A 23,793-nucleotide genomic window follows, 5' to 3' on the forward strand; every position below is an offset into this window, starting at 1 on the left:
ATGAGAATCTTGAAAGTCGTTCCCATTGTGCGGCGTCAGCACGGCGATCGGACCGAAGTGTTGGTCGTTGAGCATCCGCAGGCGGGCACGCAGCTCGTGAAAGGCACCGTCGAGGCGGGTGAGTCCGTGGCTGCTGCGGCGGTGCGTGAATTGGCGGAGGAGTCTGGTCTCGTCCAGGCGATGTACCGTCGGGATCTCGGCACGTGGGAGCAAGGGCCGCCGGATCAGGTCTGGCTTTTTTGCGAGATGTCGGTCGCGCGAGGGTTGCCGGACACGTGGACCCAAGTCACCGCCGATGACGGCGGCCACCGCTTCGCGTTCTGGTGGCATCCGCTCGCCGAGGCGCCAACCCCGAGTTGCCATCCCCTCTTTGTCGACGCGCTGGCGTTCCTGCGCACGCGCTGCCCTCCTGCCGGTCCCACCTCGACGCCCGCATGAACCAGCCTTCACTGTACACACCGCGCTTGATCCTGCGCCCCTATCAGCCCGCGGATGCGTCCGAGGTGCAGCGGCTCGCGGGCGCCGCCGCGGTCGCGGAGACGACGCTCAACATTCCGCATCCCTACGCGGACGGCATGGCCGAGGCGTGGATCGCGACGCATCGCGCGGCGTGGGAGGCCGGGACGGCGGTCACGTTCGCCATCACCACCGTCGACGATGCCCTGCGTGGTACGGTGAGCCTCCAACTGACGCGGTCGCACGGACGCGGGGAACTTGGCTATTGGATTGGGCAGCCCTACTGGGGCAGGGGGCTGGCGACCGAGGCGGTCACGGCGCTCCTACGGTTCGCGTTCGAGGACCTCCACCTCAATCGCTTGCAGGCCTCGTACTTGCCCCGCAATCCGGCGTCGGGGCGTGTCCTCGCGAAGGTCGGCATGCTGCGCGAAGGCCTGCATCGTGAGCGCTTTCGGAAAGGCGACACGTTCGAGGACGTGGTGGAGTGTGCCATCTTGCAGCGCGAGTGGCGCGCCGGCCGGGATCTCACGCGCGACGGTGCGACCTAACCATGCGTCGCTGCAGTCAAACGCTGCGAAACTCGGTGTAGCGACCGCGGGGCGCTCGCTGTAGCCTCAGGTGACGGAGCGAACGCCCCGCTTGCTGCGGTGTGGGCGTTTGCCGCAAAACGCAATCGTTAGACCAACTACCTTCCTCTGTCTCTCGTGCCATGTCACCTGATGAGCACTGTCCGGAGTGCGGCGCGCCCGTCGTGGGCCAACGGCTGGGGTGCCAGCAGCGGTTCGACGAGTGCCTCGCGCGCGAGTTCGATGACGACCGGTACGCGCGCGCGCAGCGCCTCATGGTCGATGCATACTCGCTCCAGCACCCGTCGGACTACATGCGTTCTGCGAAGTCGTTCGCGGCGCATCTCACGGGCATCTATGCGGCGCTGGAGCGCCGCGACGCGCCGGAAGTGAATCACGCGGTGCAGGCGTGGCTCAATGGGCCGAAGACCATGCCGCGTCCAGACCATCCGAGTGCACTACGCCGTGGTACACTTACGATCCTCCACGTCCACGAAGCTGGCGAGTCGGAAGAGCACGTTGTGCGCGTCCGCGAGTGGGCGCAGTCCGTGTGGGAGGCATGGCGGAGCTATGAGCAGATCGCAACGAAATGGATTGACGCCGCGATCGCGACCGTGCCCTCGCGCGCTACTCGTCCTCAGTGACGACCGGCGAAGATTTCTGCCGGAGTTGGTCTAACGCGAGCATTAGGCGGCGGCCGCGATGCACTCACATCTCACGATCAACGCAGGAATGGCCCATGAAAGGTTGGAGGCAAGTAGCGGCTGCGGCTTCGATCGGGATCTTTGCGGGCGCAGTCAGCGTCAAACTCGCCATGGCTGCGACCGCAAAGCCGCCAGCCTATTTGGTTGTGGAATACGAGATTACGGATCGTGACGCGTTCCAGGCATACATCAAGGGCGTAGAGTCGCTCCCGACAACCCGTGTGTTCTTGGCTCGCCACGCCAAGGGTGTACCCCTGACCGGTGAGCCGCCCAAGTGGATCGGAATCTTGAAATACCCGAGCCTTGAAGAGGCCTTAGCATTCGAGAACTCGACGCAGTACAAGGCTCTGGTCAGTGCCCGCGACAAGGGCACGAAATGGCGTGCGTACGTGGTCGAAGGGCTGCCGGAACAAGCGGCACAGCAATGACTATCCGGATGGTCTCACGCTGATGAAGTCACCTCCGCCTCACAAGCGTTTGCTGCGGTCGGGGCCTAACGCCTCGGCCCACGCGCCGTGAGACCGTCGCCACGCTTGGTATGCGGCGGCTCGCTTACACTCGGCGGCTGGTCAGTGGTCCACGCGGCGCACGCCGCTGCAGCCACTGCGGTGGTCAGTACGTTTGCCGTGCCGATGGCAATGGGTGCGCTGTTCGGTGGTGTAGCATCGGGCCTTCACGCGCTTGCCTCAAGAGGTGAGGGCTCTGACGTCGATTGGGTGGAACGCATCCGAGTCGGCGTCGTCTTCATCTGCGCCTACGTCCCGCTCCTTCGGTACCTTCGAGATCATCACGCGGCCAGCACGTGGTACGCTTTCGTCGGCGGGGCGCTCATCATGTACTCCTTGGTTCTCCTGCTCCAGCTGATCAAGGGACCCTCGCGGCCGTCAGCCGATAAGAGCGTCGGCGAAACAGACCACTCACGCCGTGCCGAACGGATCGCTGCTGCCGACGGGGCTGACTAGGGAGTGCGGCTGGCTCACTCCGTTCGTCTGCCGCATTGTTGAGAGACCCCGAGGCAGAACTTTGCGTTAGACCAACCGAGTGTTCTCACTGACAACAAGGAAGCAACCATTGAAGAACGCATTGAAGATCGCATCGACGATCACATTCCTGGCGCTCTGCCTTTCTGCTGCGACGTTGGCGGCCCAGCAGCCTGTTCCACGGCTGGTTGGGACGTGGCGCGTTATGGAGTTTTGCAACGTCGATACGCCGGGCGATACGACCTACCCACTTGGTCGACGACCGATCGGATTCTTCATCTACGATCCTGCGGGCAACCTCTCGATCCAGGCGATGCGGGCCGCACCATCCGGTGCGTTTATGCGGGACTCCATTCCGCTCGGCGGTATGGCGGAGTTGCTGTCCTGGTACTTTGGCTATTTCGGCACCTACACGATTACGTCCGACTCCACCGTCGTGCATCGTGTCAGGGGTGGCACGATTCCGAGCTACATCGGCACCGACCAACCTCGCAATTATTGGATTCGCGGCGACACCCTTTCGATCGGTGGCGGTGAACCGTGGTCGTGTCGCAAGCTCGTTCGCGTGCGCTCATGATTGGTGCGGACTAACACGAGCGTTCGCTACACCACCATCGATTCCGCTATGCCAGAATCCCGTCAGCTCCTGCAACACTTCCTCGCCGCCATCGCCTACCGAACACAGAAGGCGCTGCGCGACGCGCCAGTCGATTTCGCCGACTTCCGAGCCGGGACTCATGTGCGCACACCGCATGAGCTGGTCTGGCACATGACCGGCGTGATTGGCTATGCCCGCACCATGCTGCACGGGGGCGACTTCGCCCCACCGCGACTGGAATCGCTGGCGGCAGAGGTGGCGCGGTTTCACGAGACCCTCGCGGCCTTGCGCGATGATTTTGGCGATCCGGCACTGGCGGCGCGGATCAGCGATGCACAGTTCCTGCATGGCCCCCTCGCCGATACGATGACCCACGCTGGCCAACTGGCGCTCCTCCGTCGGCTCGCGGGCGCGCCGGTTCCGTCGGAGAACTTCATCTTCGCCGAGATCATGGCCGCGAACGTCGGGGAGGAGCAGCCGGCACCGGCCGCTCCAGATGCGTGGTGGCGGCCCGATCAACCGCCGCTTCCGCCGGCGCCGGATCCGCTGCAGGCACAGCGGGCCGGCGAACGAGGACGCGAAGCCGATGGGTGAGCGTGGGGCGCAAGGCCACATGCGGAGACGCCGGCTACCGGAGACGTCGAATGATTACGCTTCCTGTTCGCGAGCCGTGTGATCTGTATCTGGCCATTCGTGAAGACACGTGGAAGATCATCGCCCAGTGCGAGGCGGTAATGGTCGCGACTGAAGGTCGCGATAGACAGCTACCACGCACCGTCTCATCTTTGGGTCATGACCGAAAAACTCTACAAGCTGGTTGGCCCAGACGGACAGGAGGTGCTCAGTGCAGTACCGGGCACACTCGGCGGGAACCGCCGGCTGAAGATCTATGGGCACCTCGATTGCCGGAGCGCGATCGGCTCGCTCCCCACGGGATATGCGAAGCATCGGGTCTTCTTCGCAGACGAGGCGACGGCCATCGCAGCCGGCTACCGACCCTGTGGCACCTGCATGCAGGCGGAGTACGGTGCCTGGGTTGAGGAAGCCATGCGCTCAGGGCGCCTATAGCGTGGCATGTCCGGTGGCACACGTGCGCTGGAGAGGGCACGCGATCATTGGTGCCTCGCCGCGCTCAGCTTGTCGCTGCTCGCTTGCCGCTTACCGTTCAGCATCACCGCCTTCGCGCCCCGCGTTCGGCCAACCAGAAACCACGCTCAGCTTTCGAAGGAGATGCCCCACGTGAAGATCACGATCGAAGTGACGGTCGCTGCGCCTATTGATGCTGTGTGGAACGCCTGGATCACGCCCGATCGAATCACGCAGTGGAATGCGGCTTCAGAGGAGTGGTGCTGCCCGACCGCTGTCAACGATCTGCGCGTTGGTGGAACGTTCTCTTACCGCATGGAGGCCCGTGATGGCTCGATGGGGTTCGACTTCGAAGGCCAATACACACGGATCGTGGAACGCGAGTTGCTCGAGTACACGCTTGGTGACGAGCGCGTCGTGCGTGTGGAGTTCGCCCCAGGGAGTGGCGGGGTGACCGTCCGGCAGACCTTCGATGCGGAGAATGAGCACGCCGCAGAGCAGCAGCGCCAAGGTTGGCAGGCGATTCTGAATCGATTCGCGAGCCATGTCTGAACAGCCGGAACGATAGATGACACGTGGTCCGGGGCCATCGTCAACGGTCCCTGGAGCACCCCCTTCACTCGCCTCCCAACTGCCCCTCGTAGCATGTCGGACACATACCGTGCGTCAGCGAGATGTCCTTTCGCTGTGCCATGTACTGCTCAAGCCCTACCCACTCCCCGTCGCTCTTGATCTTGCGACACCACGCGCACATGGACAGCAGCGCTTGCAGCCGGCGCAGCTCAGCGGTCGTCTCACGCACCGAGAGGTCGTGCACGTAGAGCAGGCCGAGCGCGCTCATGAGGAAGAGTGCGACATCGATGCCCACACCATAGGACATCGGACGCGAACCGTTCACACTGATTCCCGACCTGGTCGAGAGGTACGCGACAATCGCGACGACGGCCAGCAGTGCGGCACCACCGGCTATGAACCCGGTTCGCCACGACTGAGACTCGGCAACCGTGTCATGACGCGGCACGGCAAAGGCACGCGCCGCCAGCGGCACGAGCAGGAACCAATAAAGCTGTCCCGCCTGGTTTTCACTTGGTACCAGCGCCGATGCCGCGAACAACAGACCGACCGTTGCAATAATCGTGAACGCCACCACGCGGATGGGCGCGCCCAGCCGTACGGCAAGCGCCTGCGCCAGAATGAGGGCCAAATACCCACCCGTCAGCGCGACGCCATGCCATTGCCCCGCTCCCGCGGCCGCTGTCACCGCCAGCGCCGACACAACGGTGGCGAGAGTGATGGCGCCGGCGAGGAAGCGGAGCTGATAGGCCTCGCCACCATCGCGGGCCCCGCCTGGCCGCAACCACGCCATTGGACGTCTGAGCCATCGGGCCCCCTGCGGCATTGCGACCAGCCATGCTTCCTGACTCGGCATTTCGACTCCGGGGAGGCACTGTGTAAGCGTCATGTAGGACAGGCAATTGCGGCACGTTGAGTATATGCCTCGCTCCCCTCCGTGGCGAGCACCGGCAATGAGGCATGGCGCGCGTCCCGCGCCCCGGGGCGTGTGCGGCGCGCATATTTCGTTGCCTATCCGCTTCTGGCGCCTCCGCATTCCACGGTATCACGCACTCTCCCGAAGGACGAGATGAATCCTCTGCGACACTCCGCCACTGCACTCGCGTTGCTCCTCGCGCTGGCCGGCGTGGCACGGCCCGTGTGCGCTCAGGCGACCACTCAAGGTGATGTGCTGGTCCTGACCACCGGGGGGACGATTGCCAGCCGCGCGACTGGCCCGATGACCGATGGCGCGTCGCTCGTTCGCGGTATTCCGGCGCTCGCGACGGTCGCGTCTGTTCGCGTGGACGAGGTGTTCCGCGTGCCGTCGTCACAAATGACGCCGCCGGACTGGCTCCGGCTTGTGAAGCGCATCAACGCCGAGCTCGCCTCGGCGCCGCGACTGCGTGGTGTGGTGGTGACGCACGGAACGGATACCATGGAGGAGACCGCCTTCTTCCTCAACCTCACTGTGCGCGATGCACGCCCCGTCGTGGTGGTGGGATCGATGCGCGGGGGAGATGAGGTGTCGGCCGACGGTCCGGCCAACATCCTGAATGGCGTGCGGGTGGCCGTGAGCGAATCGGCGAAGGGGCAAGGCGTGCTGGTGGTGCTCAACGAGGACATCAGCGCGGCGCGGGATGTGTGGAAGACGGACAACCGTCGCGTGGATACGTTTCGCTCACCCGAGCGTGGCTTCCTCGGCGCCGCTGACCCGGATAGCGTGGTCTTTTTCCGACGCACCGTGCAGCCCCACACGACCACGTCGGAGTTTGATGTCACGCGCCTTGAGACGCTCCCCGCCGTGGAGATCCTGACGGACTATGCCGGGTTCGACTCGACGGTGATGCGCGCCGCCATCGAGCGACGTCCGCGGGGCATCGTGTTCACCAGCTTTGCCGGTGGTCGTCTGAGTGGGGGCGGCCAGGCCGCGGTGCGCATGGCTGGCGCAGCCGGGATTCCAGTCGTCGTTGCGTCTCGTGTACCCGGCGGCCGCATCGTTGGTGCACCGCACAGTGGGCTGCCGCGCATCCTGGCCCGCGATCTCCCCCCGCATAAGGCCCGCGTGTTGCTCATGCTCGCGCTGACGCGTACCACCGACCGTGCGGGGTTGCAGCAGATCTTTGATCGCTACTGACACGCGCCGCTGGTGTTCCTCGGGCGCGAGACGCATACTCGGCAGATCCCTTCTGCGGAGCATGTGTTTCATGGTGCGTTTATCATCCGTCGTGCCACTGCTGACGGCGTCGCTGTTGTGTGGTGGCCTTCCACTCACGGCGCACGCGCAATCCGCCGCACCGGCGGCGCCACGGTTCGACGTGCTCATTCGTGGCGGTCGCGTTTTTGACGGGACGGGGAATCCGGCCGTTCCCGCCGATGTGGGCATTCGGGATGGACGGATCGTCGCCGTTGGCCGGCTACGGGGAGCCACCGCAACGCGCATCGTTGATGCGACCGGCAAGCATGTGGCCCCCGGGTTCATTGACATTCATTCGCACGCCGATGACGGCGCGAGCATTCAGGGGGGATTCCGGGACAAGGATGCGCGGTATCGCGCCGCCCCGAATCTCGTCACGCAAGGGGTGACCACGGTGGTGGTCAACCATGATGGACGCTCGCCGTGGCCCGTGGCGGATCAGCGCGAGTTTCTGGAGCAGAACGGCATTGGTCCGAATGCCCTGCTGATGGTTGGCCACGGGACGGTGCGGGCCCGGGTCATGGGGAATGACTTCCGCCGAGCGGCGCGTCCGGACGAAGTGGTGAAGATGCAGGAGCTGGTGCGACAGGCTATGCGTGAGGGGGCCATTGGTTTGTCGGCTGGACTTGAGTACGTGCCGGGTCGGTGGAGCACGACCGACGAAGTCGTGGCGCTGGCCAAGGAGATCGTGCCGTTCGATGGCGTGTACATCGCGCACCAGCGCGCCGAGGGCGGGGACCCCATGTGGTTCTGGCCCAGTCAGGACGCGCCGGGTGCTCCCACGCTCATGGATGCCGTGCAGGAGACCATCGATGTTGGTGAGCGTACGGGTGCCCGCGTTGTGGCGTCGCACATCAAAGCCAAGGGTGAGCATTGGCGCGGGACGAGTCAGTCCATCATTCAGTTGATTGAGCGCGCGCGGGCACGCGGCGTGGATGTCTGGGCTGATCAGTACAGCTACAACACCAGCGGAACCGACGGGAATACGGTGCTGCTCCCCGCGTGGGCCATCACGCCACCCACCGACGCGCGGGCGCCGCAAGGGACACGTACAGACTACTCGGCGGCACTGCGGGCGACGCTGGCCGACAGTGCGCGTGCCGTGATGCTCCGTCGCGATGTGACGCACGAGATCAGGCGCCGAGGGGGTCCGGAGAACGTGATGATCTTCGAGTATCCCGACACCACCGCCATTGGGCGGACGGTGGGACAGTTGGCGGCACGACGCGGCGTGTCGCCGGTGGAGATGGCCATTCAGCTGCAGCTCGAGGGGAACCCCTCACAGCGCGGTGGCGGCCGCATGCGCGGCTTCTCCATGGACGAAGGCGATATGGACCGCTTTGCCGCGCAACCCTGGGTGGCAACGGCCAGCGACGCCGGCATTGCCCTCCCGGAAGACGGCCCCAATGTCCACGCGCGATTCTATGGCACCTTTCCGCGCAAGCTCCGCCTCTACGCCATGGAGCGCGGCGTGATATCAGTGGAGAGCGCGATTCGCAGCATGACGAGCCTGCCGGCGCAGATTGTGGGACTCAAGGATCGCGGGCAGTTGCGCGAAGGGATGGTGGCCGACGTCGTGGTGCTGGACCTCAAGACCATCAGAGACCCGGCGACGTTTTTCGCGCCGCATCAATACGCCGAAGGGATTGAACTGGTGCTCGTGAACGGCGTTGCGGTGGCGGAGCAGGGGAAGCCAACGTGGAAGCTGCCGGGCAAGGTGCTGCGGCGGTAACGTGTGGGGGGCGCGGTGCGCTACCGCGGCACTCCCAACACCCGCAACACCGCCCCCATGACCGCGTTTGTCTGACGCGATTCGCTCTGATCGGTGATTGAGACCGCGATGGTAATGCCCGCCTCCGGGAATACCATCGCCGTCGTTCCCCAGAAGCCACTGTGGCCACGCCCGGTCTGACCGCCCACCACTGCGCCGAAGAGGCCCAGGCCATACCCGTTCATCTCCGGACTGCGCGGGCGCCGCATCGTGTCGAGCGTCGCTCCGTTCGCGAACACCTGGCCATTCAGGAGCGCGGTGAGGAAGTGCGCGAGATCGGCCATGGTGGCCACAATACCGCCACCACCATACAGGTCGAACGACGGGTCAATACCGTAGGCGTCGAGGCCACCGAGATACTGGTGCGCCCGATCTGAAACGCCCGGCGGCGTTGGCTCCAGCGTTTCCCACCAGGTATGGCGCAGTCCCAGCTGATCGAAACGCACCAGCGCGCGCACGGCAGGTCCGAGCGGCTGACCGCTGTATCGCTCCACGATCAAGCCCAGCAGCACATAGCCGCTATCGGAATAACGGAACTGCGCCCCCGGCGGCCCCACCGGCGCCAGACTGTCCACCAGCCACTGCAGCTGCTCGCGTGGCGTCCAGCGATGCTGCGGATCGGTGCGCAGTGACGCCACATAGCTTGGTACTGCGGGATGTTCATTGAACCCGGCCCGATGACTCAGCACCTGCTCAATGGTGATGACATCCGTTGCGTAGCCATCACGACGAAGCAGGGAATCCACCGCCGGTGGCAGATGCTTCGATAACGGGTCGCTGAGCGAGAGCCGTCCCGTTTCCACGAGCCGCAGCAGTGCAGCCGCGGTGTAGGTCTTGGTGTTGCTCGCCAGCCGGACGGGTTGGTCCGGTGTGAGCCGGATCTTGCGTGCGGTATCGGCGAGTCCGGCCGCGACGCTCCAGCGCTTTCCGGTGGCCTGCTGCTCCACCGCAATGATGATCCCCGGCATGCGCGGCCGAGCGGCAATGACACTGTCGGCGAGCTGCTGCAGGCGGGACTGCACCGAGTCAGATGCCGCCCGTGCGGGCGGCTGTGCCGCCACGGCGAACAGCGACACGAGAAGAAGCAGGGGAGTCATGGAACGCTGGATCGGGTGAGCAGTTGGACCAACCGGACAACGGGGATGCATCGCGCCGTGGCGGCGCTACTCGTCGCCCGAAGCGCCGCCCGTGGGATGCCCTGCCGTCATCAGCTTAGTGCGGCGTAATATGCGACCCGTCAGCTGGCGTTGTAGCCCGCACGACGGGAAGGACATCGCGCTCTGGACGTCTGTTGGCCATGATGTTGTTGAGGAAGCGCTGCCCTTCCGACAGGCGCTCCACTTCAATGGCAATGGCATCAACCGCCTGCACCAGCCGATCGTCGTTGCGCTCCGACAGCGCGTGATTGCGCCGCTGCTGTTCGGCCAACCGCTTGCCGCGCGCCACAGCAAAGCGCCAGAGCAACGCGCCCAATAGCAGAAAGCCACCGGCTTCCATTGCCATGAGGCGGAAATACTGCACACGTTGCGCTTGCAACAGATCGCCCGGGTCGAAGGGGGGCGGTGCCATTTCAAAGAAGGCCGGTGGCGCCTCTGCGTCCCCGATGCCCATGGGCAACTTCATCGCCTCATCGATCTGCCGATCTGCGTTCTGCAACGACTGCTCGAGTGTCTTGAGCCGGGCCCCCAATCGCTCCACCGTTGCTTCGTATTCCTTCACCATGCCCACTTCGCCACGGGCCTGCGCGTTCAGGCGCTCCTGCCCCACGCGACCCCGTTCTCGCATGGTGTTCTGATACTGCTGAGAGATGAGCTCGCGCCGCTCCTGCAGCGCCTGCAGGCGGGCCGGTGAACCATCAACGGTGACGGCGATGGGAGCGGGGCTGACTGAGGGCTGGGGCATGGGCGGGCTCGGCGGGAGGCCAGCGGAGGCGAATACGGGCGCGGACACGCCCGAAGGGCGTACGCGAGGGCGCCGAGGCCGGTTTCAGACGGCTCGCGCACCCTTGCCGAGTCGTGGATGCTGCCGTAGTTCACGGAGATGCAAATCTCATCCACTCTGAGCGCGGCGCTCGGCAGCCGCCGTGTCCGGCTTACCGCCGTATCCCTGCTGGCGTTGCTCGTGCCGTCGTTGGCCGGAACCCAATCGCGCGGATGCCCTCGCTTTGCCCGCGTCCCCGGCTACGGTGCGTGCACCAACACGGGGGGCAGCACCTGTGGATTCTGCACGTACCGCTGCAATGATGAGACCGTTGTGCGCTGGAACGTGTGCGGAGGATAATTGCGCGTGTCGTGATGGTGCTGGCGTTGCCGGTGTGGCTGCAGGGGTGCGACGATACCGTGAACGCGGCGGACGAAGCACCGCCGGCACTCCGGGCGGCGCTCGCGGCGCGCACGGTGTATCCGGCCAAGCGCGAGGAATGGCGCACCGATATCACGTCGTACACCGACAGCACCATGGAGCCCCGGGTCTTCCGGGCCAGCCAGGCCACGGTGGCGCTGCTGCAGGCGTCTCCCACGCGCATCTCGCTCTTTGAGCTGAACCGGAAGGGGATGCTGCTGTCAACGCGCCCGGCTCGTATTGATTCGGTGCTCAACGCTCAGGTGCCGCGCGACATTGTCTTGCCCACGGAACTGTCGCGCGTTACTGACGACGGGCAGGTCGATATCATCGATAGCGCCAGCAGCATCCTGATGCGCGAATCGATTGGCGGATTCATGTTCCGCCGCGACTTGCCATTGCTGCGCGGCGGGAGTGGCCGGCTGTGCACGGTGTCGCCGGCTACCCTGCTGCACGTTCGGGTTCTGGGAGAGCGGCGTACCCTTGAGGCATTTACACTCACGGCCATTGCCGCCGACGACGTGCTCAAGGGGCGCCACCGCTTTGTCGGGACACCGGGGACGCGTCTGCGATTCGGCACGGGTGATGCGCGTCGGTGTCTACTCCTCACCGAACGTGAGGTGCTGGTGGTGAGTGCGCCCGATGCGCCGGGGGCTGGTGTGCCTCCTCGTCTCGCACCACTTCGCGCGCCAGGCGCCGCGGCCCCCATGACTATCGATCAGATGAGCCCCGGTGCCTCACGCGATAGCGCCAACGTGTTGCAGCCGTTCATTGTGGACGCGGCCATTGTGGATGGCGGCTTTGTGGTGCTGGTGGGGATCGAGTCTGACCGGCAGGGGCGTATCCTCGACTACTACAACGAGCGCGGTGACTACCTGCAGAGTGCCATGCTCCCCTTCACCGCGTCCGCGATGACCGGCAGCGGGCCGCGCTTTCTGGCGCTGCATCAGGATACTAAGTTCCGCTGGTGGCTCTCGTCGTGGTTAACGCCCATGGCGGCGCGAGGCGCGACCCCGCCGCCCGAGCCGCGGCAGATCAACGCCACACCGGGACGTCAGCTGTTTGAGCTGCCGCGGCGGTCGGCAAAGCCGTAAGGCGCCCTGCGCTACTTTGGCGCCAACCGCACCACAATGACCTGCGCCCCGCCACACGCCAACGGGTGGGCGATATGCTGCGCGCGTGGGCGCGGCAATGCCGCCGGCAATGCCACCACATCGTGCAGCACCAGGCGTGGGGTAACGGTGTAGCGTCCGGGCACACTGAAGTCGAACACGTCGCTCAGCTCCAGGTTTGCGGTCCGTCGCTGACCGGAGCCCAAGCGCACGTATTCATCGCCATCGGGATCGCCACGCTTTACGGAGGCGCCTCCGTACGGGACCGGACGTCCGTCGCGCTCCACCTCAACGAAAGGCTGAAGCCACGCCTCTTCGAACGGTGTGCCCCAGTTGAGCAACGCGCGTGCCGTTCGGCTGCGGTTATGCAGAGTGACGGCAAAAAGCACAGGCTGCCCACGCTCCACCAGCGACGGCACACTCACGGTGCACACAATCACTGGTGGAGCAGCAGAAGGCTCAGCGGCGCCCACGTTGACGGGCATGGCAATGGCCAGCGCGACAAGGCTGTTCCGCGTGAGCCGAAGCACCACACTACTGCCGCTGCGGCGTGTTCTCCGCGAAGTACTCATGGTTATCCGCGTTATCGATGGCGCGAAGCGGATTGCTGAGCGCCAGACTGCGCGCCGCGCTCTGGCCGTAGGCCCAGTCGTCGGTGCCGGCAACAGCGTTGAAGTGGCTCATTTCGTGAATGAGCGTACCGCCACGCGAGTCAGTACCCGCCAACGGCGCACTCCAGAACGCCCTGCACACGTAAATCTTGTACGGCTGGCTCGGGTACACGTATGCGTAGTACGTCTTCTTGCAGCCGCAGTCGACGGTAATGGCCTTGGTGGCGAACGCGTTGTCGATGGCGGTGAAGTTGTTGCGTACGATGGTGGCGTTGGCGCTCGTCACGCCTCCAAACCACCAGGTATACCGGTCGCCGAGGGTGTTGCCCGCCAGGTACGCTTTGGACTGCGCCGCGTACGTGGCCGCCTGATTCAGGGCGGCCACCAGCTGTGTTTGCTGCGTCACGGTGCACTTGGAGTAGCTGATCAGGCTGGTCAGCGAGGAGAGACCGGTGGTGGAGATCCCGTTGGTGGCCAGTGTACGGCCGTACAACCGGACGTCCTGCCGCGCTGAGCGAAGACTGGGCTGCGCGCTGCTGGCAACCCGACTCTGGAACTCCACGCTGTAGCTGCCATCCTGTGCCAAGTCGTAGGCGCGCGACAGCTCAATGTCATACGTGAGCGTGGCCCCAGCCGCGATGCGGACCATTTCCGCCGCCATGACCGGTCCGCGCTTGATGTGCGGTCCTTCGTACCGCACCTGCTGGCCATTGCGCATCACCACGAATTGCGCCGTTTCCATGTCCTCCGAGGGCAGCTCCGTTTCGGAGATCTCCACCGCGGCACCCGTGAGATTCGTCACGGTGACACGGGCCATCACGGGGCCATTGCCGCGCTGCTCCGGCGCCAGTGACACGCGTACCTCGAGTCCGCTGCGCGACTGGGCTGAGGCGCCGTCCAGCGACGGCGGGGCTTCGGTCAGCGTGGAGCGATCGGTGCTGCAGCCAAGAGAGAAGAGGAGAACCGCGGTGGCGGCGGAAAGCGCCTTACGACGAGTAGCGTGCACAATTCGCTCCGAGGGAGGGGAGTGAGACGCGGCCGCTGCCGCCGCCTCGATACGCTATTCTACCGGCTGGTCCCACAAAAGCAACGAGAAGTCCCGTTGGTATGTAATTGGTACCGAATCAGGCACATGCTGGTCGAACGGCTCGGTGGTCGAGATATTCGCTTCGGAACTGGTCCGGCGGCGGCAAACGCCCCGCTGCCTCACAGGCATGCCTCCAGAGGTTGGCTATGAAGGGTGTTGGGCTCTTGTTGATGTGTGGGGCCGCCTTGGCGGCACCCCTGGCGGCACAGGTGGCACACGAGCCGCTTGTGCCACTCAACTTTCGCATGATTGGCCCGCATCGTGGGGGGCGAGCCACGGCGGTGACTGGCATCGCCGAGCAACCGCATGTGTTCTATATGGGCACCACCGGCGGTGGCGTCTGGAAAACCGATGACGCCGGCGCGCATTGGCGGAACATGACCGACGGCTTTTTGGACGTCGGCAACATTGGCGCGATTGATGTGGCAGACAGCGACCCCAATGTCATTTGGGTGGGTACCGGCTCGGCGTCCATTCGCGGCAATTCGTCCGTTGGTACTGGCGTGTGGCGCTCCACCGATGGCGGACGCACCTGGCTGTTCCGCGGCTTGCGCGAATCGGGGGCGATTGGTGAGCTCATTGTGCATCCCACCAATCCCGACATGGCGTGGGTGGCCGCAGTTGGGCATCCGTTTGGCAAAAATGGTGAGCGCGGGGTGTTTCGCACCGCTGACGGCGGCGCCACCTGGCAGCACGTGCTGGCGCTCGATGACTCCACCGGCGCGGTGTCGCTGGCACTCAACCCGGCCGATCCGCGCGAGCTGTATGCGGGTGCGTGGCGCGCAGAACGGAAACCGTGGACGATGATCTCTGGCGGCCCCGCCGGCGGCGTCTACAAGAGCACGGATGGTGGTGACCGCTGGACCAAACTGGGTGGTGGTTTACCCACGGGCATGGTGGGCAAAGTGGGGCTCACCATTTCGGCGGCCAATCCAGACCGGGTGTTCGCGCTGGTGGAGCATGCCACGCAAGGTGGTCTCTATCGTAGCGATGATCGTGGCAGCACATGGACCCGCGTCTCTGATGATTCCCGCGTGCGTTCCCGCCCCTTTTACTACGGTCACGTGGTGGCTGACCCCACCGATGCCGACAAGGTGTGGGTGCTCAACACGCCTTTGCTGCGTAGTACCGATGGCGGTCGCACGTTCACGCAGCTGCCCGTACCGCACGGCGACACGCACGACCTGTGGATCAATTCGCGTACGCCGCAGATTTTTGCCCTCGCTGATGACGGTGGTACCGTGGTCACGCTGAATGATGGCCGGACGTTCAGCACCATGTACAATCAGCCCACGGCCGAGCTCTACGAGGTCGTGGTTGACAACCAGCACCCGTACCGGGTGTACGGGTCGCAGCAGGACAACTCCAGCATCAGCGTGCCGTCACGTCGGCTGGGCAACACCCTCAGGCCGCAGCAGGAATGGGGCTATGCGGCGGGATGCGAAACGGGGCCGGTGGCACTGCACCCCGATCAGCCCAGCATCATTTTTGGTGGCTGTTACGGTGGGAACCTCAACCGCTATGATGTGGCCCGCGATTCGCGCGTGAGCGTTGGGCTGGGGCTGGAGAGTCAGCAGGCGGCGCCGAGTGTGTTGCGCGACCGATGGCAGTGGGTAGCGCCCATTGTGGTAAGCCCGCACGACCCGCGCACGGTGTATCATGCGAGTCAGTATCTCTATGTGAGTCGGGATGCTGGTGATACCTGGTCGCGCATCTCGCCCGATCTGTCGCGCAACGATACCACGGTGCAGCGCTGGGCCGGCGGTCCCATCACTCCCGACAACACGGGCGTGGAGATGTTTGGCACCATCTTCAGTGTGGTGCCTTCACGGCACGATGCGCGCACGATCTGGGTGGGCACCGACGATGGGCGCGTGCATCTGACACGCGATCATGGGGCTACCTGGCGTGATATCACGCCGCCTGAAATGCCGCGCTTCGCCACAGTCAATCGCATCGAGGTGTCTTCCCACGCGCCGGGGCGGGCGTTCGTGGCGGTACACCGGTATCGCATGGACGACTTTGCGCCCTACATCTGGCGCACGGATGATTTTGGTCGGAGCTGGGTACGGCTTGGCGCTGGTGCCAACGGAATACCCGCCTCCGCCTTCGTGCGGGTGGTGCGTGAGGATCCAGAACGGAAAGGGCTGCTGTATGCCGGCACCGAATTCGGCCTTTACGCCTCGCTCAATGACGGCGCCTCATGGCGCAAGCTGCAGGGCACGTTGCCCAGCTCACCCATAACCGACCTTCAGCTCCATCGTGGTGACATGGTGATCTCCACGCAGGGGCGTTCGTTCTGGGTGCTCGATGATCTGACGCCGCTACGGGAGCTTGCTGCGGATAGCGCTTCGCGCACCATGCGGCTCTTCACCCCTCGTCCTGCCGAGCGTGGTGCTATTGGCGTGGCGCTGCAGGAAGTGGATCTGGTGTTGCCGGATGACCGTCCGTTTGGCGCGCACCTGCAGTACACCCTGGCGCAGGCGCAGCCGGGGCTCGCGTTGGAGGTGCGTGACGCCGCTGGTCAGGTCGTACGCGCGTGGCGCGCGGACAGTGCGCTCCCGCGCGCTCAGCAGGCGCCCTCGAGCGCAGGGGCACATCGTGTGGTGTGGGACCTGCGCGGCCCGGGGCCGCGTTCGGCACGTGATCCCCTTGGCGCTGGGGGGCGCGGAGTAAAAATGCCCCCTGGGCAGTACATGGTGCGGCTATCAGCTGGCGGGATGGTTGAAGAGCGGCCGCTGCGGATTGTGCCCAATCCCACCGCTGGCCATACGCCGGCAGACTACAACGCGCAGTATGCGCTTTCGGTGGCGGTACGCGATACCATCTCGGTGCTCACGAAGACGCTGGATTCGTTGCGCGCCGTCCGTACGCGGGCCACGCAACTCAAGGCGCGGGCCGGCGGGGTGGCCGCCGTGGTGGCCCTTGCTGACACTGTGATTCGCGCGGCGGAAACCATTGAACGTGCCACGGGCGCTGCCACTGCCACGGGGCCCGTCGTTCCCGCCGGACTCGCCGTGCAATACCAGACGCTGTACGGTACGCTGGTCGGTGATGGCGGGTATGGCAGTGGCTCTGCCGAGGGACGTCCCAGTGCAGCGCGGGTGGCACGAGCGCAGGAGCTGGCAACGCAGTGGACGCGGCTGCGGGCGCAGGCGAACACGATTCTGGGAGAGATGCTTGGCCGGCTCAACGTGGCGGCGTCGCAGTCGGGCGTGGCGCAAGCTGCTCCAACGGTCGCGCCGGGAAAGCAAAAGGCGGTCTTCATATTGCTGGACGGAATCCCCGCTGATGTGGTTGAGCGCGTGGCCACACCCATGCTGGACGAGATTGCGAAGGCCGGCGGGTACGCGCGGGCGCATGTGGGTGGCGAGCTTGGTGGCGCCACCGAAACACCTACCGTCTCGGCGCCTGGCTATATGAGCCTGCTCACGGCCACCTGGGCCAACAAGCACAACGTCCGGGGGAACAGCAACCAGTCCCCCAACTATGCGTACTGGAACATCTTCCGCATTGTTGAGACGGTTGATCCGTCCCGGAAAACTGCGCTGTTCTCCACCTGGCTCGATAACCGCACGGTCCTCGTTGGTGAGGGACGCCCCGCTGCCGGCAACTTCCGGCTGGATCACGCCGTTGATGGGTTTGAAAAAGACACCGTGGCGTTTCCTCACGATGCCGCCTCTCGGTACATCCTCGCCATTGATGAGCGGGTGGCGTCCGAGGCGGCCTCGTTCATTGCGTCACAAGGTCCGGATCTCTCATGGGTGTATCTGCAACACACCGATGATGCCGGGCATGCACACGGTGACAGTGAGGCGTTCTACTCGGCGGTGCGGCAGGCCGACGTGTTGGTGGGGCGCATCTGGAACGCGGTGAAGCAGCGGCAGGCGCTGGGCGAAGACTGGATGGTTGTGGTCACCACGGATCATGGGCGTGATCCCCGGACAGGAAAAGGGCATGGTTTGCAATCCGCGCGGGAACGAACCACCTGGATTGTCACCAACAAGTCGGGGCTGAGTGAACGTTTCACGAGTGGATCCGCGGCCATTGTGGATATCGCTCCCTCCATCCTGCAGCATATGCGCATTCAGATACCGGCCGAGGTGGCCAAGGAGATGGACGGTGTGTCGTTCGTGCGGAAATGATGGTCCAGGCTACCCCATCACGTGCTGCTGACTAACTGTATCGCGCTGCTCAGTGGGGTCCTGGCGCTGCAGCCCCCCGCGACGCGTGTCGATTCGCTGGGGGTGCTGCAGGGCCGAGTGGTTGAGGCAAACACTGAAGTGCCAATTGGATCGGCCACGCTGGTACTTCGCGGAACCCGCGTGGGCACCCTGACGACGGACGATGGCCGCTTTGTGCTATCCGGGGTGCCCGTTGGCCCCGTCCGTGTGGTGGTCGGGCGACTGGGCTATCGGACGGATACGCTGTCCATCACCATTCGCCGCGGTGATACGACCCGGGTGACCATCCCGCTGCAGCCCGCCACCGCGCAGCTGCAGGCGGTGAAGGTGGCGGCGGCCGCAACGGAGCGCGACCAGTTCCGGCTGTCGGGAAGTCCCAGCGTCGTCACGGTGCGCGGCGAGACGCTCAAGCGTGTACCGGTTATCGGTGAGCCCGATGTGTTGCGCGTGGTGCAGCTGCTTCCTGGGGTGGTCGCCACCAACGACTTCACCGCGGGCTACAATGTGCGCGGTGGCGAGAGCGATCAGAATCTGGTGCTGCTCGATGGCTTCCCCATTTACAATCCATTTCACCTTGGTGGGTTGTTCGGCACTTTCATTGATGAAACCGTGGCGGAGTTCGAGTTGCTGCCCGGCGGGTTTCCGGCTCGTTACGGCTCCCGGTTGTCCTCTGTTCTGAGCGTGGTGCCAAAAGCCGAAGCGCGCAGTGGCGTACACGGGGCGGCGTCAGTCTCAGTGCTGGCCAGCACCTTGTCGTTGGGCGGCACCGTGCGGGGAGCGACCAGTTGGAACGTGGCGGCACGGCGCACCTATGCGGACCGTTTTGTTTCGCTGTTGAGTGAGCGGCAGCTGCCGTACTATTTCACCGATATGCAGGCGCATGTGCGTCATCAGCTGCGCAATGGCGGCACGTTGTCAGCGACGATGTATCGCGGCAAAGACGTGCTGGATGCCTCGCTGGCCGCGTTCGGCGATTCCACACAAGCTGGTGGCGGCGACATTCTCTTTGACTGGGGGAACTCCCTGCTCGGCGTGGCGTACACGCAGCCGCTCGGCGCGCGGTGGGGCGGAGATTCTACGCGGGTCATGCAGCGTCTCTCGTGGACCGGGTTCGGGACGACGCTGGATCTCGGCTCGGGGTCGTTTCGGTTTGTGAATCGCCTGAGCGATTCGCGGGCCTGGGGAGAAGTGACGCGCTGGCGTGGCGCGCAGGAGACGCTGCTGGGCTATGAATGGTCGGGGCTGCGCACCCGCTATGACGTGACCGCCGCGGCGTCGAGCGATCCCATTCTGGCGGTGGGGCAGCGCCCGTCGGCGGCGTCCGTGTATGTCGATCACACGGTGCGCGGGCGTCGCGTGGTGGCGCGCGCAGGTCTGCGGGGAGAAACGGTAACGGGCACGGGATGGGCGGGAGTATCGCCGCGGCTGTCACTCAAGTGGTTTGCCAATCCCAACCTTGCGCTCACCGTGGCTGGTGGAAGCACCACGCAGTGGACGCCTGCGCTTCGCAATGAGCAGGCACCCATTCGTATCTTCGACTTCTGGCTCACCGCCGATCGCAACACCCCGGTGGCGCGGGCCTGGCAGGGGAGTCTCGGAGGTGAACAGTGGTTCGGGGGAGAGCGCTTTGTGCGTCTCGAAGCATGGGTGAAGCGCTACAACGACCTTCCGTCCTCAAATCTGTTCAACGATCCCGATGTGCTGGGTGATGAGTTCATTGTGACTACGGGCCAGTCGTACGGCGCCGATGTGTTGGTGCGACAATTGGAAAGCGCGCGGGTTTCCGGATGGATTGCGTACTCCTACGCCGTGAATTGGCGCAACGGCGCCGATGGGCGCTTCGCACCGGTGCAGGACCGTCGGCACAACCTGAATGTGGTGACGTCGTTCCGGCCAGGTGGCGTGTGGAGCTATGGTGCACGACTGGGGGTGGGCACCGGCACCCCGTTTACGGATGTCGTAGGGCAGCTGGTCCGACGCCGCTACGACCCCATCACCAACAGCTTCGGCACGGGAAATCAGGAAGTACCGAGGGAACCCATAGGCGGCGTGCGCAACGGTGCTCGCTTTCCGCTCTTCCAGCGCATGGATCTGAGCGTCACGCGCACCAAACCGGGCAAGCGGACCTGGGCGCCGTATTTGTCGCTGGTGAATGCGTATAACGCGCGGAATGTGTTCACCCACTTTTTCGATTACAGCGACAACCCGCCAACACGTACCGCCATCTCGCAGTTTCCCTTCATCCCGACGGCGGGGGTGACGGTCTCATGGTGAATCCTCGGCGGTTAGTTCATGAGTCGTGGTGTAGGCTGCTGCACCGATTGTGGCACACGCACTGGCATGCCGCCACGGTGGCCGCCGCCGGCTGTCTGTCGGCGGTGCTGACAGGCTGTGAGTCTACGCCGGTGGAAGTGGCATCGCCTACGGCGGCCATTGTCATTCACGCCGTGTTGAATCCCGATGTCACGGAACAGGTCATTCTCGTCGAGTCGTCGCTTACGGGACGAATTGACATCAATGACGATCTCAAGTTCAATCCGCTCGATCCCATTCGGACAGCCGGTGGTGCTCCCATCTCCGGCGCTGAGGTCCGCTTGCTGACCGAAGGCGACAGTGTGGGCGTGCGTGCCGCTGAAACATTGGTTGGAACACGGGGCACGGGCCGGTACGTGGTGCCCCAGGCCGCACTCGCCGTCCAGCCTGGGCGTCGGTACCAGCTTCGTGTCCGTACTGGTGACGGGCGCGAGGTGACCGGAACCACGCTGGTGCCAGGGGCACCGGCCGGGTGGACGCCGGGCGCTGGCGCAGTGGCCACGCCGGTCCTGTTTGATCGCGGCCGCGATACCCTGCAGCTCCGCTGGCCCGCGGTGCGTGATGCACGGACCTACGCCATTCGCGTGGAGACGCCGTATGGACCGTGGGCGCTTTTTGCCGACTCTACCCAGTTCACGCTGGGGGGAGGGCTGCGAAACTTCTTTGCCGATGGACTACCCTCCGTCTGGCTTCCCGGCTTTGTCCAGATCGCCAGCGTGGTGGCCGTGGACGCCAATTTCTACGATTACAATCGCTCAGGCAACGATCCGTTTGGCGGGACAGGGCTCATCAGCAGTGTGCGTGGCGGCATTGGCCTGTTCGGAAGTGTGGTGAATATGCTGCGCCGAGAGGTAAGCGTGACCGAGCGCCAGCGTTTTCCGCTGGATGCGCGCTGGCGCGGGACGACCAGTAGTGGCGGCGTTGTCGAGATGGATCTCTGGGTGGACGTGGCCGGACCGACCGTCAGTTCGGTGAGCGGTCGCGAGGTGACGACTCCGCGGCGGTATCTGCTCGGTACGTTGCGCGGAGAAACCCTGCGTCTCGTGACGCTGGCGGCAGCCTCGAGTGCGGACACGGTATCCGTGTTGAGCGCCCGACTGGCCGGCGATTCACTCGTGGGCAGCTACGATACCCGCTTTGCGACTACCGGCCCCCGGGTGTTCCGGCGGATTGTGCGGTAGTCACGTATGTTCACAGCGCGTACCCGCCCGTAAACACTCCTGCACGGCCAACGATAATGACAGCGAGCCACACCATGGGTTTCAGCCGCGCGGTAGCTGCGGCGGCACTGGTCCTGCTGGGCATCGCCTCCGCACCAGTGGCTTCGGCACAATCAACCCCAGCCGCGGCACCAGCTCGTGCAACCGCACCAACGGCGGCACGGGACTCGGCGGATGCTCTCGCCACTTTCCGCGAGAACATTGCCGCCATTCATCAGCGTAACAAGCCGCGCTATCTCGCGACCTATGTGCATACGGAGCGCCTGGTACGCCATTCGCCCAATGCCTTGGAAACCGGATACGCCGGGTGGCCTGCCATTACCGACAGCGCGTGGCCTGATACTCTCATTGTGCGCGAGATGCGGGTGGTGCCCATAGCCCCCGGTGTGGTGTACGGCTACTACCGCTACATTGGCGTGCCGTCGCCCGGTGATACACTGACCGGGGTGTCCACGCGCGTGTTCGTGCGCACGCCGGAGGGGATGCGCATTACGGTGACGGCCTCGTGGAACGATGCCGTGCAGGCGGGGAAGAAATAGCGAAAAGCGCGTCAGGGGGCGCGTCGTTTGTCCAGTACAACGGCGCCGTCCTTCATGACCCACACGACCCGGCGTTGGCTCGTCGGCAATGAATCGGAGCCTACCATTGGCCCGTACCGCGAACTTCGCTTACACCGGCAGCAGCGGAAGAAAGACATTGAATACGGTGGATACCCCTGGTTCGGATTCCACGGAAATGTGTCCGCCGTGCCGCTGCACACCGCCATACACCATCGAGAGGCCAAGGCCGGTCCCGCGTTCCCCCTTGGTGGAGAAGAACGGCTCAAAGATCCGATTCAACTGGGATCGAGGGATGCCCACACCGGTATCGCGTACGGCGAGTCGGGCACACGGTCCTTCGGGGAGGGCGACTTGCGGCGCCGTGGAGAGCGACGCCGATGGGCCAGGCGTCTCCACCATTCCACTTTCAATGGTCACCGTGCCGCCCGCGGGCATGGCCTGAATGGCGTTGGTCACCAGATTGAGCAGCAGCTGATCAAGGAATGTGGCATCGATGGAAACGGCCAGAGGCAATTCGGTGAGCGCGAGCTGTACGGACACACCGGGCGCCGCGATGCGCTGGGTCATGGGATAGAACGCGCGAATGGCCTCGCTGAGGTCTATCCGTTGCGGGTGAACGACGTCGCGGCGCGCCACCGCGAGCAACTTGCGCGTCAGTGACGTAGCGCGCCGGGTAGTATCGAGAATGGCCATCAGCTCATCGGCAACATTCTCGCCGCGCGCCACCCCCTCCAGCGCGACCTCCGTATTGGCAAGGATGATGCTGAGGATGTTGTTGAAATCGTGGGCAACGCCTCCGGCGAGCATCCCCAGCGACTCCATGCGTTGCGCAGTCTGCAATTGCTCCGTGAGCTTCCGCTCGGCATCCAGCAGAAACGCGAATCCTACGCGGTCCGCAACCGACGCCACAAAGTCCTGTTCCTCGAACGTCCAGTCGCGCGGTACGTCGCGCTGCTCAACACACACAATGCCAAGGGCAAGGCCACGGGCGCGAATGCCGCTGTCGAGGAGTGCGCCAATGCGTAGTGGTTCGATGTACGTCGTGCGCAGATCGTCGAGGGCCGGATGCACGCGCGCATCGGTAATGACGAGTGACCGCTCTTCGTGAAATGCCGCCCAGTACTTCGGAGTATCTATGGAAGACAACTCGGTGCTGGGGAGCGGCTGCAGTCCGTTATCCCACAAGAGCACGCAGCGCATCGTCGCCCGGGTATCGTCGTAGCGCCAAATGCTTACACGTTCAACGCGAAGCGTTTGCGCTGTGCGTTCGGCGATCGCGGAGAGTTCGCTCTCAAGACCGGGCCAGTTGAGATTGGCGAGCTCGGCGAGCATATGTCGCATTGACATGTGACGACGGGACCGGGGGCCGAGGGGGGAATATCCGCGTGCGCACACGCCGCAATACTGGAGTATCTATCGGAGCCCCTCGTTCGTCGAGTCACAATACGCGTATGGC

The 23,793-nt window shown here is 64.6% G+C and carries 22 protein-coding genes; 16 read left to right on the forward strand and 6 right to left on the reverse strand.

Translation table 11 applies throughout. The annotated features are described in order from the left end of the window. The 8 genes from GEMMAAP_RS01770 (at position 1) to GEMMAAP_RS01810 (ending at position 4,942) form a co-directional block, all read left to right on the forward strand. Positions 1-438 (forward strand): NUDIX hydrolase, encoded by a 438-nt coding sequence (locus GEMMAAP_RS01770; RefSeq protein WP_053333933.1) that lies wholly within the window; start codon positions 1-3, stop codon positions 436-438. Beyond that, positions 435-1,004, forward strand: coding sequence for a GNAT family N-acetyltransferase (locus GEMMAAP_RS01775; RefSeq protein WP_043580148.1), 570 nt, complete (start codon positions 435-437; stop codon positions 1,002-1,004). Before GEMMAAP_RS01770 ends, GEMMAAP_RS01775 begins: the two co-directional genes overlap by 4 nt. A 161-nt stretch (positions 1,005-1,165) precedes the next feature. Beyond that, complete coding sequence (locus tag GEMMAAP_RS01780) at positions 1,166-1,666, forward strand: DUF5946 family protein (protein WP_026849185.1); 501 nt, start codon at positions 1,166-1,168, stop codon at positions 1,664-1,666. Between the two features lie 170 nt (positions 1,667-1,836). Further along, complete coding sequence (locus tag GEMMAAP_RS01785) at positions 1,837-2,154, forward strand: DUF1330 domain-containing protein (RefSeq protein WP_158514688.1); 318 nt, start codon at positions 1,837-1,839, stop codon at positions 2,152-2,154. Between the two features lie 613 nt (positions 2,155-2,767). Continuing rightward, positions 2,768-3,283 carry a lipocalin-like domain-containing protein gene (locus GEMMAAP_RS01795; protein WP_145978949.1) on the forward strand — a complete coding sequence of 172 codons (516 nt, stop codon included), beginning with the start codon at positions 2,768-2,770 and terminating at the stop codon, positions 3,281-3,283. A 48-nt stretch (positions 3,284-3,331) separates the two neighbouring features. Next, entirely contained in the window at positions 3,332-3,898 is a 567-nt protein-coding gene (locus GEMMAAP_RS01800) for a DinB family protein (protein WP_026849189.1), read from the forward strand. A gap of 198 nt (positions 3,899-4,096) precedes the next feature. Then, positions 4,097-4,372, forward strand: coding sequence for an Ada metal-binding domain-containing protein (locus GEMMAAP_RS01805; RefSeq protein ID WP_026849190.1), 276 nt, complete (start codon positions 4,097-4,099; stop codon positions 4,370-4,372). A gap of 162 nt (positions 4,373-4,534) precedes the next feature. Continuing rightward, the gene (locus tag GEMMAAP_RS01810) at positions 4,535-4,942 is read left to right on the forward strand and encodes an SRPBCC family protein (protein WP_343125109.1); all 408 of its coding nucleotides are present in this window, start codon (positions 4,535-4,537) and stop codon (positions 4,940-4,942) included. A gap of 64 nt (positions 4,943-5,006) precedes the next feature. On the opposite strand, the gene GEMMAAP_RS01815 is transcribed toward GEMMAAP_RS01810, so the two are convergent. After that, the gene (locus GEMMAAP_RS01815; protein WP_026849192.1) at positions 5,007-5,756 is read right to left on the reverse strand and encodes a hypothetical protein; all 750 of its coding nucleotides are present in this window, start codon (positions 5,754-5,756) and stop codon (positions 5,007-5,009) included. 276 nt (positions 5,757-6,032) lie between these two features. Between GEMMAAP_RS01815 and GEMMAAP_RS01820 the strand changes: the two genes are divergently transcribed. Further along, positions 6,033-7,079, forward strand: a complete 1,047-nt coding sequence (locus GEMMAAP_RS01820) for an asparaginase (RefSeq protein ID WP_075071384.1) — start codon at positions 6,033-6,035, stop codon at positions 7,077-7,079. A 70-nt stretch (positions 7,080-7,149) separates the two neighbouring features. Continuing rightward, positions 7,150-8,871, forward strand: coding sequence for an N-acyl-D-amino-acid deacylase family protein (locus GEMMAAP_RS01825; RefSeq protein ID WP_043580150.1), 1,722 nt, complete (start codon positions 7,150-7,152; stop codon positions 8,869-8,871). Positions 8,872-8,891: 20 nt separating this feature from the next. On the opposite strand, the gene GEMMAAP_RS01830 is transcribed toward GEMMAAP_RS01825, so the two are convergent. Next, positions 8,892-10,007, reverse strand: a complete 1,116-nt coding sequence (locus GEMMAAP_RS01830) for a serine hydrolase domain-containing protein (protein WP_053333935.1) — start codon at positions 10,005-10,007, stop codon at positions 8,892-8,894. A gap of 115 nt (positions 10,008-10,122) precedes the next feature. After that, positions 10,123-10,812 carry a hypothetical protein gene (locus tag GEMMAAP_RS01835; protein ID WP_026849195.1) on the reverse strand — a complete coding sequence of 230 codons (690 nt, stop codon included), beginning with the start codon at positions 10,810-10,812 and terminating at the stop codon, positions 10,123-10,125. A 138-nt stretch (positions 10,813-10,950) separates the two neighbouring features. Between GEMMAAP_RS01835 and GEMMAAP_RS20225 the strand changes: the two genes are divergently transcribed. After that, positions 10,951-11,190 (forward strand): hypothetical protein, encoded by a 240-nt coding sequence (locus tag GEMMAAP_RS20225; protein ID WP_145978950.1) that lies wholly within the window; start codon positions 10,951-10,953, stop codon positions 11,188-11,190. A gap of 14 nt (positions 11,191-11,204) precedes the next feature. After that, the gene (locus tag GEMMAAP_RS01840; RefSeq protein WP_026849196.1) at positions 11,205-12,344 is read left to right on the forward strand and encodes a hypothetical protein; all 1,140 of its coding nucleotides are present in this window, start codon (positions 11,205-11,207) and stop codon (positions 12,342-12,344) included. Between the two features lie 11 nt (positions 12,345-12,355). Here the strand turns inward: GEMMAAP_RS01840 and GEMMAAP_RS01845 are convergent, their stop codons facing one another. Both GEMMAAP_RS01845 and GEMMAAP_RS01850 read right to left on the reverse strand, forming a co-directional pair. After that, positions 12,356-12,934, reverse strand: coding sequence for a hypothetical protein (locus GEMMAAP_RS01845; RefSeq protein WP_145978951.1), 579 nt, complete (start codon positions 12,932-12,934; stop codon positions 12,356-12,358). Then, on the reverse strand, positions 12,897-13,979 hold the full coding sequence (locus tag GEMMAAP_RS01850) for a M35 family metalloendopeptidase (RefSeq protein ID WP_053333937.1): 1,083 nt from the start codon (positions 13,977-13,979) through the stop codon (positions 12,897-12,899). Before GEMMAAP_RS01850 ends, GEMMAAP_RS01845 begins: the two co-directional genes overlap by 38 nt. Before the next feature lie 227 nt (positions 13,980-14,206). Here GEMMAAP_RS01850 and GEMMAAP_RS01855 point away from each other — a divergent pair, with 227 nt between their 5' ends. The 4 genes from GEMMAAP_RS01855 to GEMMAAP_RS01870 are packed head-to-tail and all read left to right on the forward strand — an operon-like array spanning position 14,207 to position 22,316. Beyond that, positions 14,207-18,205 (forward strand): alkaline phosphatase family protein, encoded by a 3,999-nt coding sequence (locus GEMMAAP_RS01855; protein WP_053333938.1) that lies wholly within the window; start codon positions 14,207-14,209, stop codon positions 18,203-18,205. 21 nt (positions 18,206-18,226) lie between these two features. After that, complete coding sequence (locus tag GEMMAAP_RS01860) at positions 18,227-20,518, forward strand: TonB-dependent receptor (protein ID WP_026849197.1); 2,292 nt, start codon at positions 18,227-18,229, stop codon at positions 20,516-20,518. Positions 20,519-20,565: 47 nt separating this feature from the next. Continuing rightward, positions 20,566-21,738 (forward strand): DUF4249 family protein, encoded by a 1,173-nt coding sequence (locus GEMMAAP_RS01865; RefSeq protein WP_026849198.1) that lies wholly within the window; start codon positions 20,566-20,568, stop codon positions 21,736-21,738. A 56-nt stretch (positions 21,739-21,794) separates the two neighbouring features. After that, positions 21,795-22,316 carry a hypothetical protein gene (locus GEMMAAP_RS01870; protein ID WP_158514689.1) on the forward strand — a complete coding sequence of 174 codons (522 nt, stop codon included), beginning with the start codon at positions 21,795-21,797 and terminating at the stop codon, positions 22,314-22,316. A 129-nt stretch (positions 22,317-22,445) separates the two neighbouring features. Here the strand turns inward: GEMMAAP_RS01870 and GEMMAAP_RS01875 are convergent, their stop codons facing one another. Further along, positions 22,446-23,684 carry a sensor histidine kinase gene (locus GEMMAAP_RS01875; RefSeq protein ID WP_082820982.1) on the reverse strand — a complete coding sequence of 413 codons (1,239 nt, stop codon included), beginning with the start codon at positions 23,682-23,684 and terminating at the stop codon, positions 22,446-22,448. Between the last annotated feature and the right edge of the window lie 109 nt (positions 23,685-23,793).

The organism is Gemmatimonas phototrophica (genome assembly GCF_000695095.2).
Lineage (GTDB): Bacteria > Gemmatimonadota > Gemmatimonadetes > Gemmatimonadales > Gemmatimonadaceae > Gemmatimonas > Gemmatimonas phototrophica.

What these genes read in the sequence shown, in the direction of transcription:
- GEMMAAP_RS01805 (WP_026849190.1), top strand. Translation starts at nt 4,097, where the DNA reads ATGACCGAAAAACTCTACAAGCTGGTTGGCCCAGACGGACAGGAGGTG.
- GEMMAAP_RS01875 (WP_082820982.1), bottom strand. Translation starts at nt 23,684, where the DNA reads ATGTCAATGCGACATATGCTCGCCGAGCTCGCCAATCTCAACTGGCCC.
- GEMMAAP_RS01780 (WP_026849185.1), top strand. Translation starts at nt 1,166, where the DNA reads ATGTCACCTGATGAGCACTGTCCGGAGTGCGGCGCGCCCGTCGTGGGC.
- GEMMAAP_RS01810 (WP_343125109.1), top strand. Translation starts at nt 4,535, where the DNA reads ATGCCCCACGTGAAGATCACGATCGAAGTGACGGTCGCTGCGCCTATT.
- GEMMAAP_RS01820 (WP_075071384.1), top strand. Translation starts at nt 6,033, where the DNA reads ATGAATCCTCTGCGACACTCCGCCACTGCACTCGCGTTGCTCCTCGCG.
- GEMMAAP_RS01775 (WP_043580148.1), top strand. Translation starts at nt 435, where the DNA reads ATGAACCAGCCTTCACTGTACACACCGCGCTTGATCCTGCGCCCCTAT.
- GEMMAAP_RS01840 (WP_026849196.1), top strand. Translation starts at nt 11,205, where the DNA reads ATGGTGCTGGCGTTGCCGGTGTGGCTGCAGGGGTGCGACGATACCGTG.
- GEMMAAP_RS01825 (WP_043580150.1), top strand. Translation starts at nt 7,150, where the DNA reads ATGGTGCGTTTATCATCCGTCGTGCCACTGCTGACGGCGTCGCTGTTG.
- GEMMAAP_RS01815 (WP_026849192.1), bottom strand. Translation starts at nt 5,756, where the DNA reads ATGGCGTGGTTGCGGCCAGGCGGGGCCCGCGATGGTGGCGAGGCCTAT.
- GEMMAAP_RS20225 (WP_145978950.1), top strand. Translation starts at nt 10,951, where the DNA reads ATGCAAATCTCATCCACTCTGAGCGCGGCGCTCGGCAGCCGCCGTGTC.
- GEMMAAP_RS01770 (WP_053333933.1), top strand. Translation starts at nt 1, where the DNA reads ATGAGAATCTTGAAAGTCGTTCCCATTGTGCGGCGTCAGCACGGCGAT.
- GEMMAAP_RS01835 (WP_026849195.1), bottom strand. Translation starts at nt 10,812, where the DNA reads ATGCCCCAGCCCTCAGTCAGCCCCGCTCCCATCGCCGTCACCGTTGAT.
- GEMMAAP_RS01855 (WP_053333938.1), top strand. Translation starts at nt 14,207, where the DNA reads ATGAAGGGTGTTGGGCTCTTGTTGATGTGTGGGGCCGCCTTGGCGGCA.
- GEMMAAP_RS01830 (WP_053333935.1), bottom strand. Translation starts at nt 10,007, where the DNA reads ATGACTCCCCTGCTTCTTCTCGTGTCGCTGTTCGCCGTGGCGGCACAG.
- GEMMAAP_RS01845 (WP_145978951.1), bottom strand. Translation starts at nt 12,934, where the DNA reads ATGAGTACTTCGCGGAGAACACGCCGCAGCGGCAGTAGTGTGGTGCTT.
- GEMMAAP_RS01870 (WP_158514689.1), top strand. Translation starts at nt 21,795, where the DNA reads ATGACAGCGAGCCACACCATGGGTTTCAGCCGCGCGGTAGCTGCGGCG.
- GEMMAAP_RS01785 (WP_158514688.1), top strand. Translation starts at nt 1,837, where the DNA reads ATGGCTGCGACCGCAAAGCCGCCAGCCTATTTGGTTGTGGAATACGAG.
- GEMMAAP_RS01800 (WP_026849189.1), top strand. Translation starts at nt 3,332, where the DNA reads ATGCCAGAATCCCGTCAGCTCCTGCAACACTTCCTCGCCGCCATCGCC.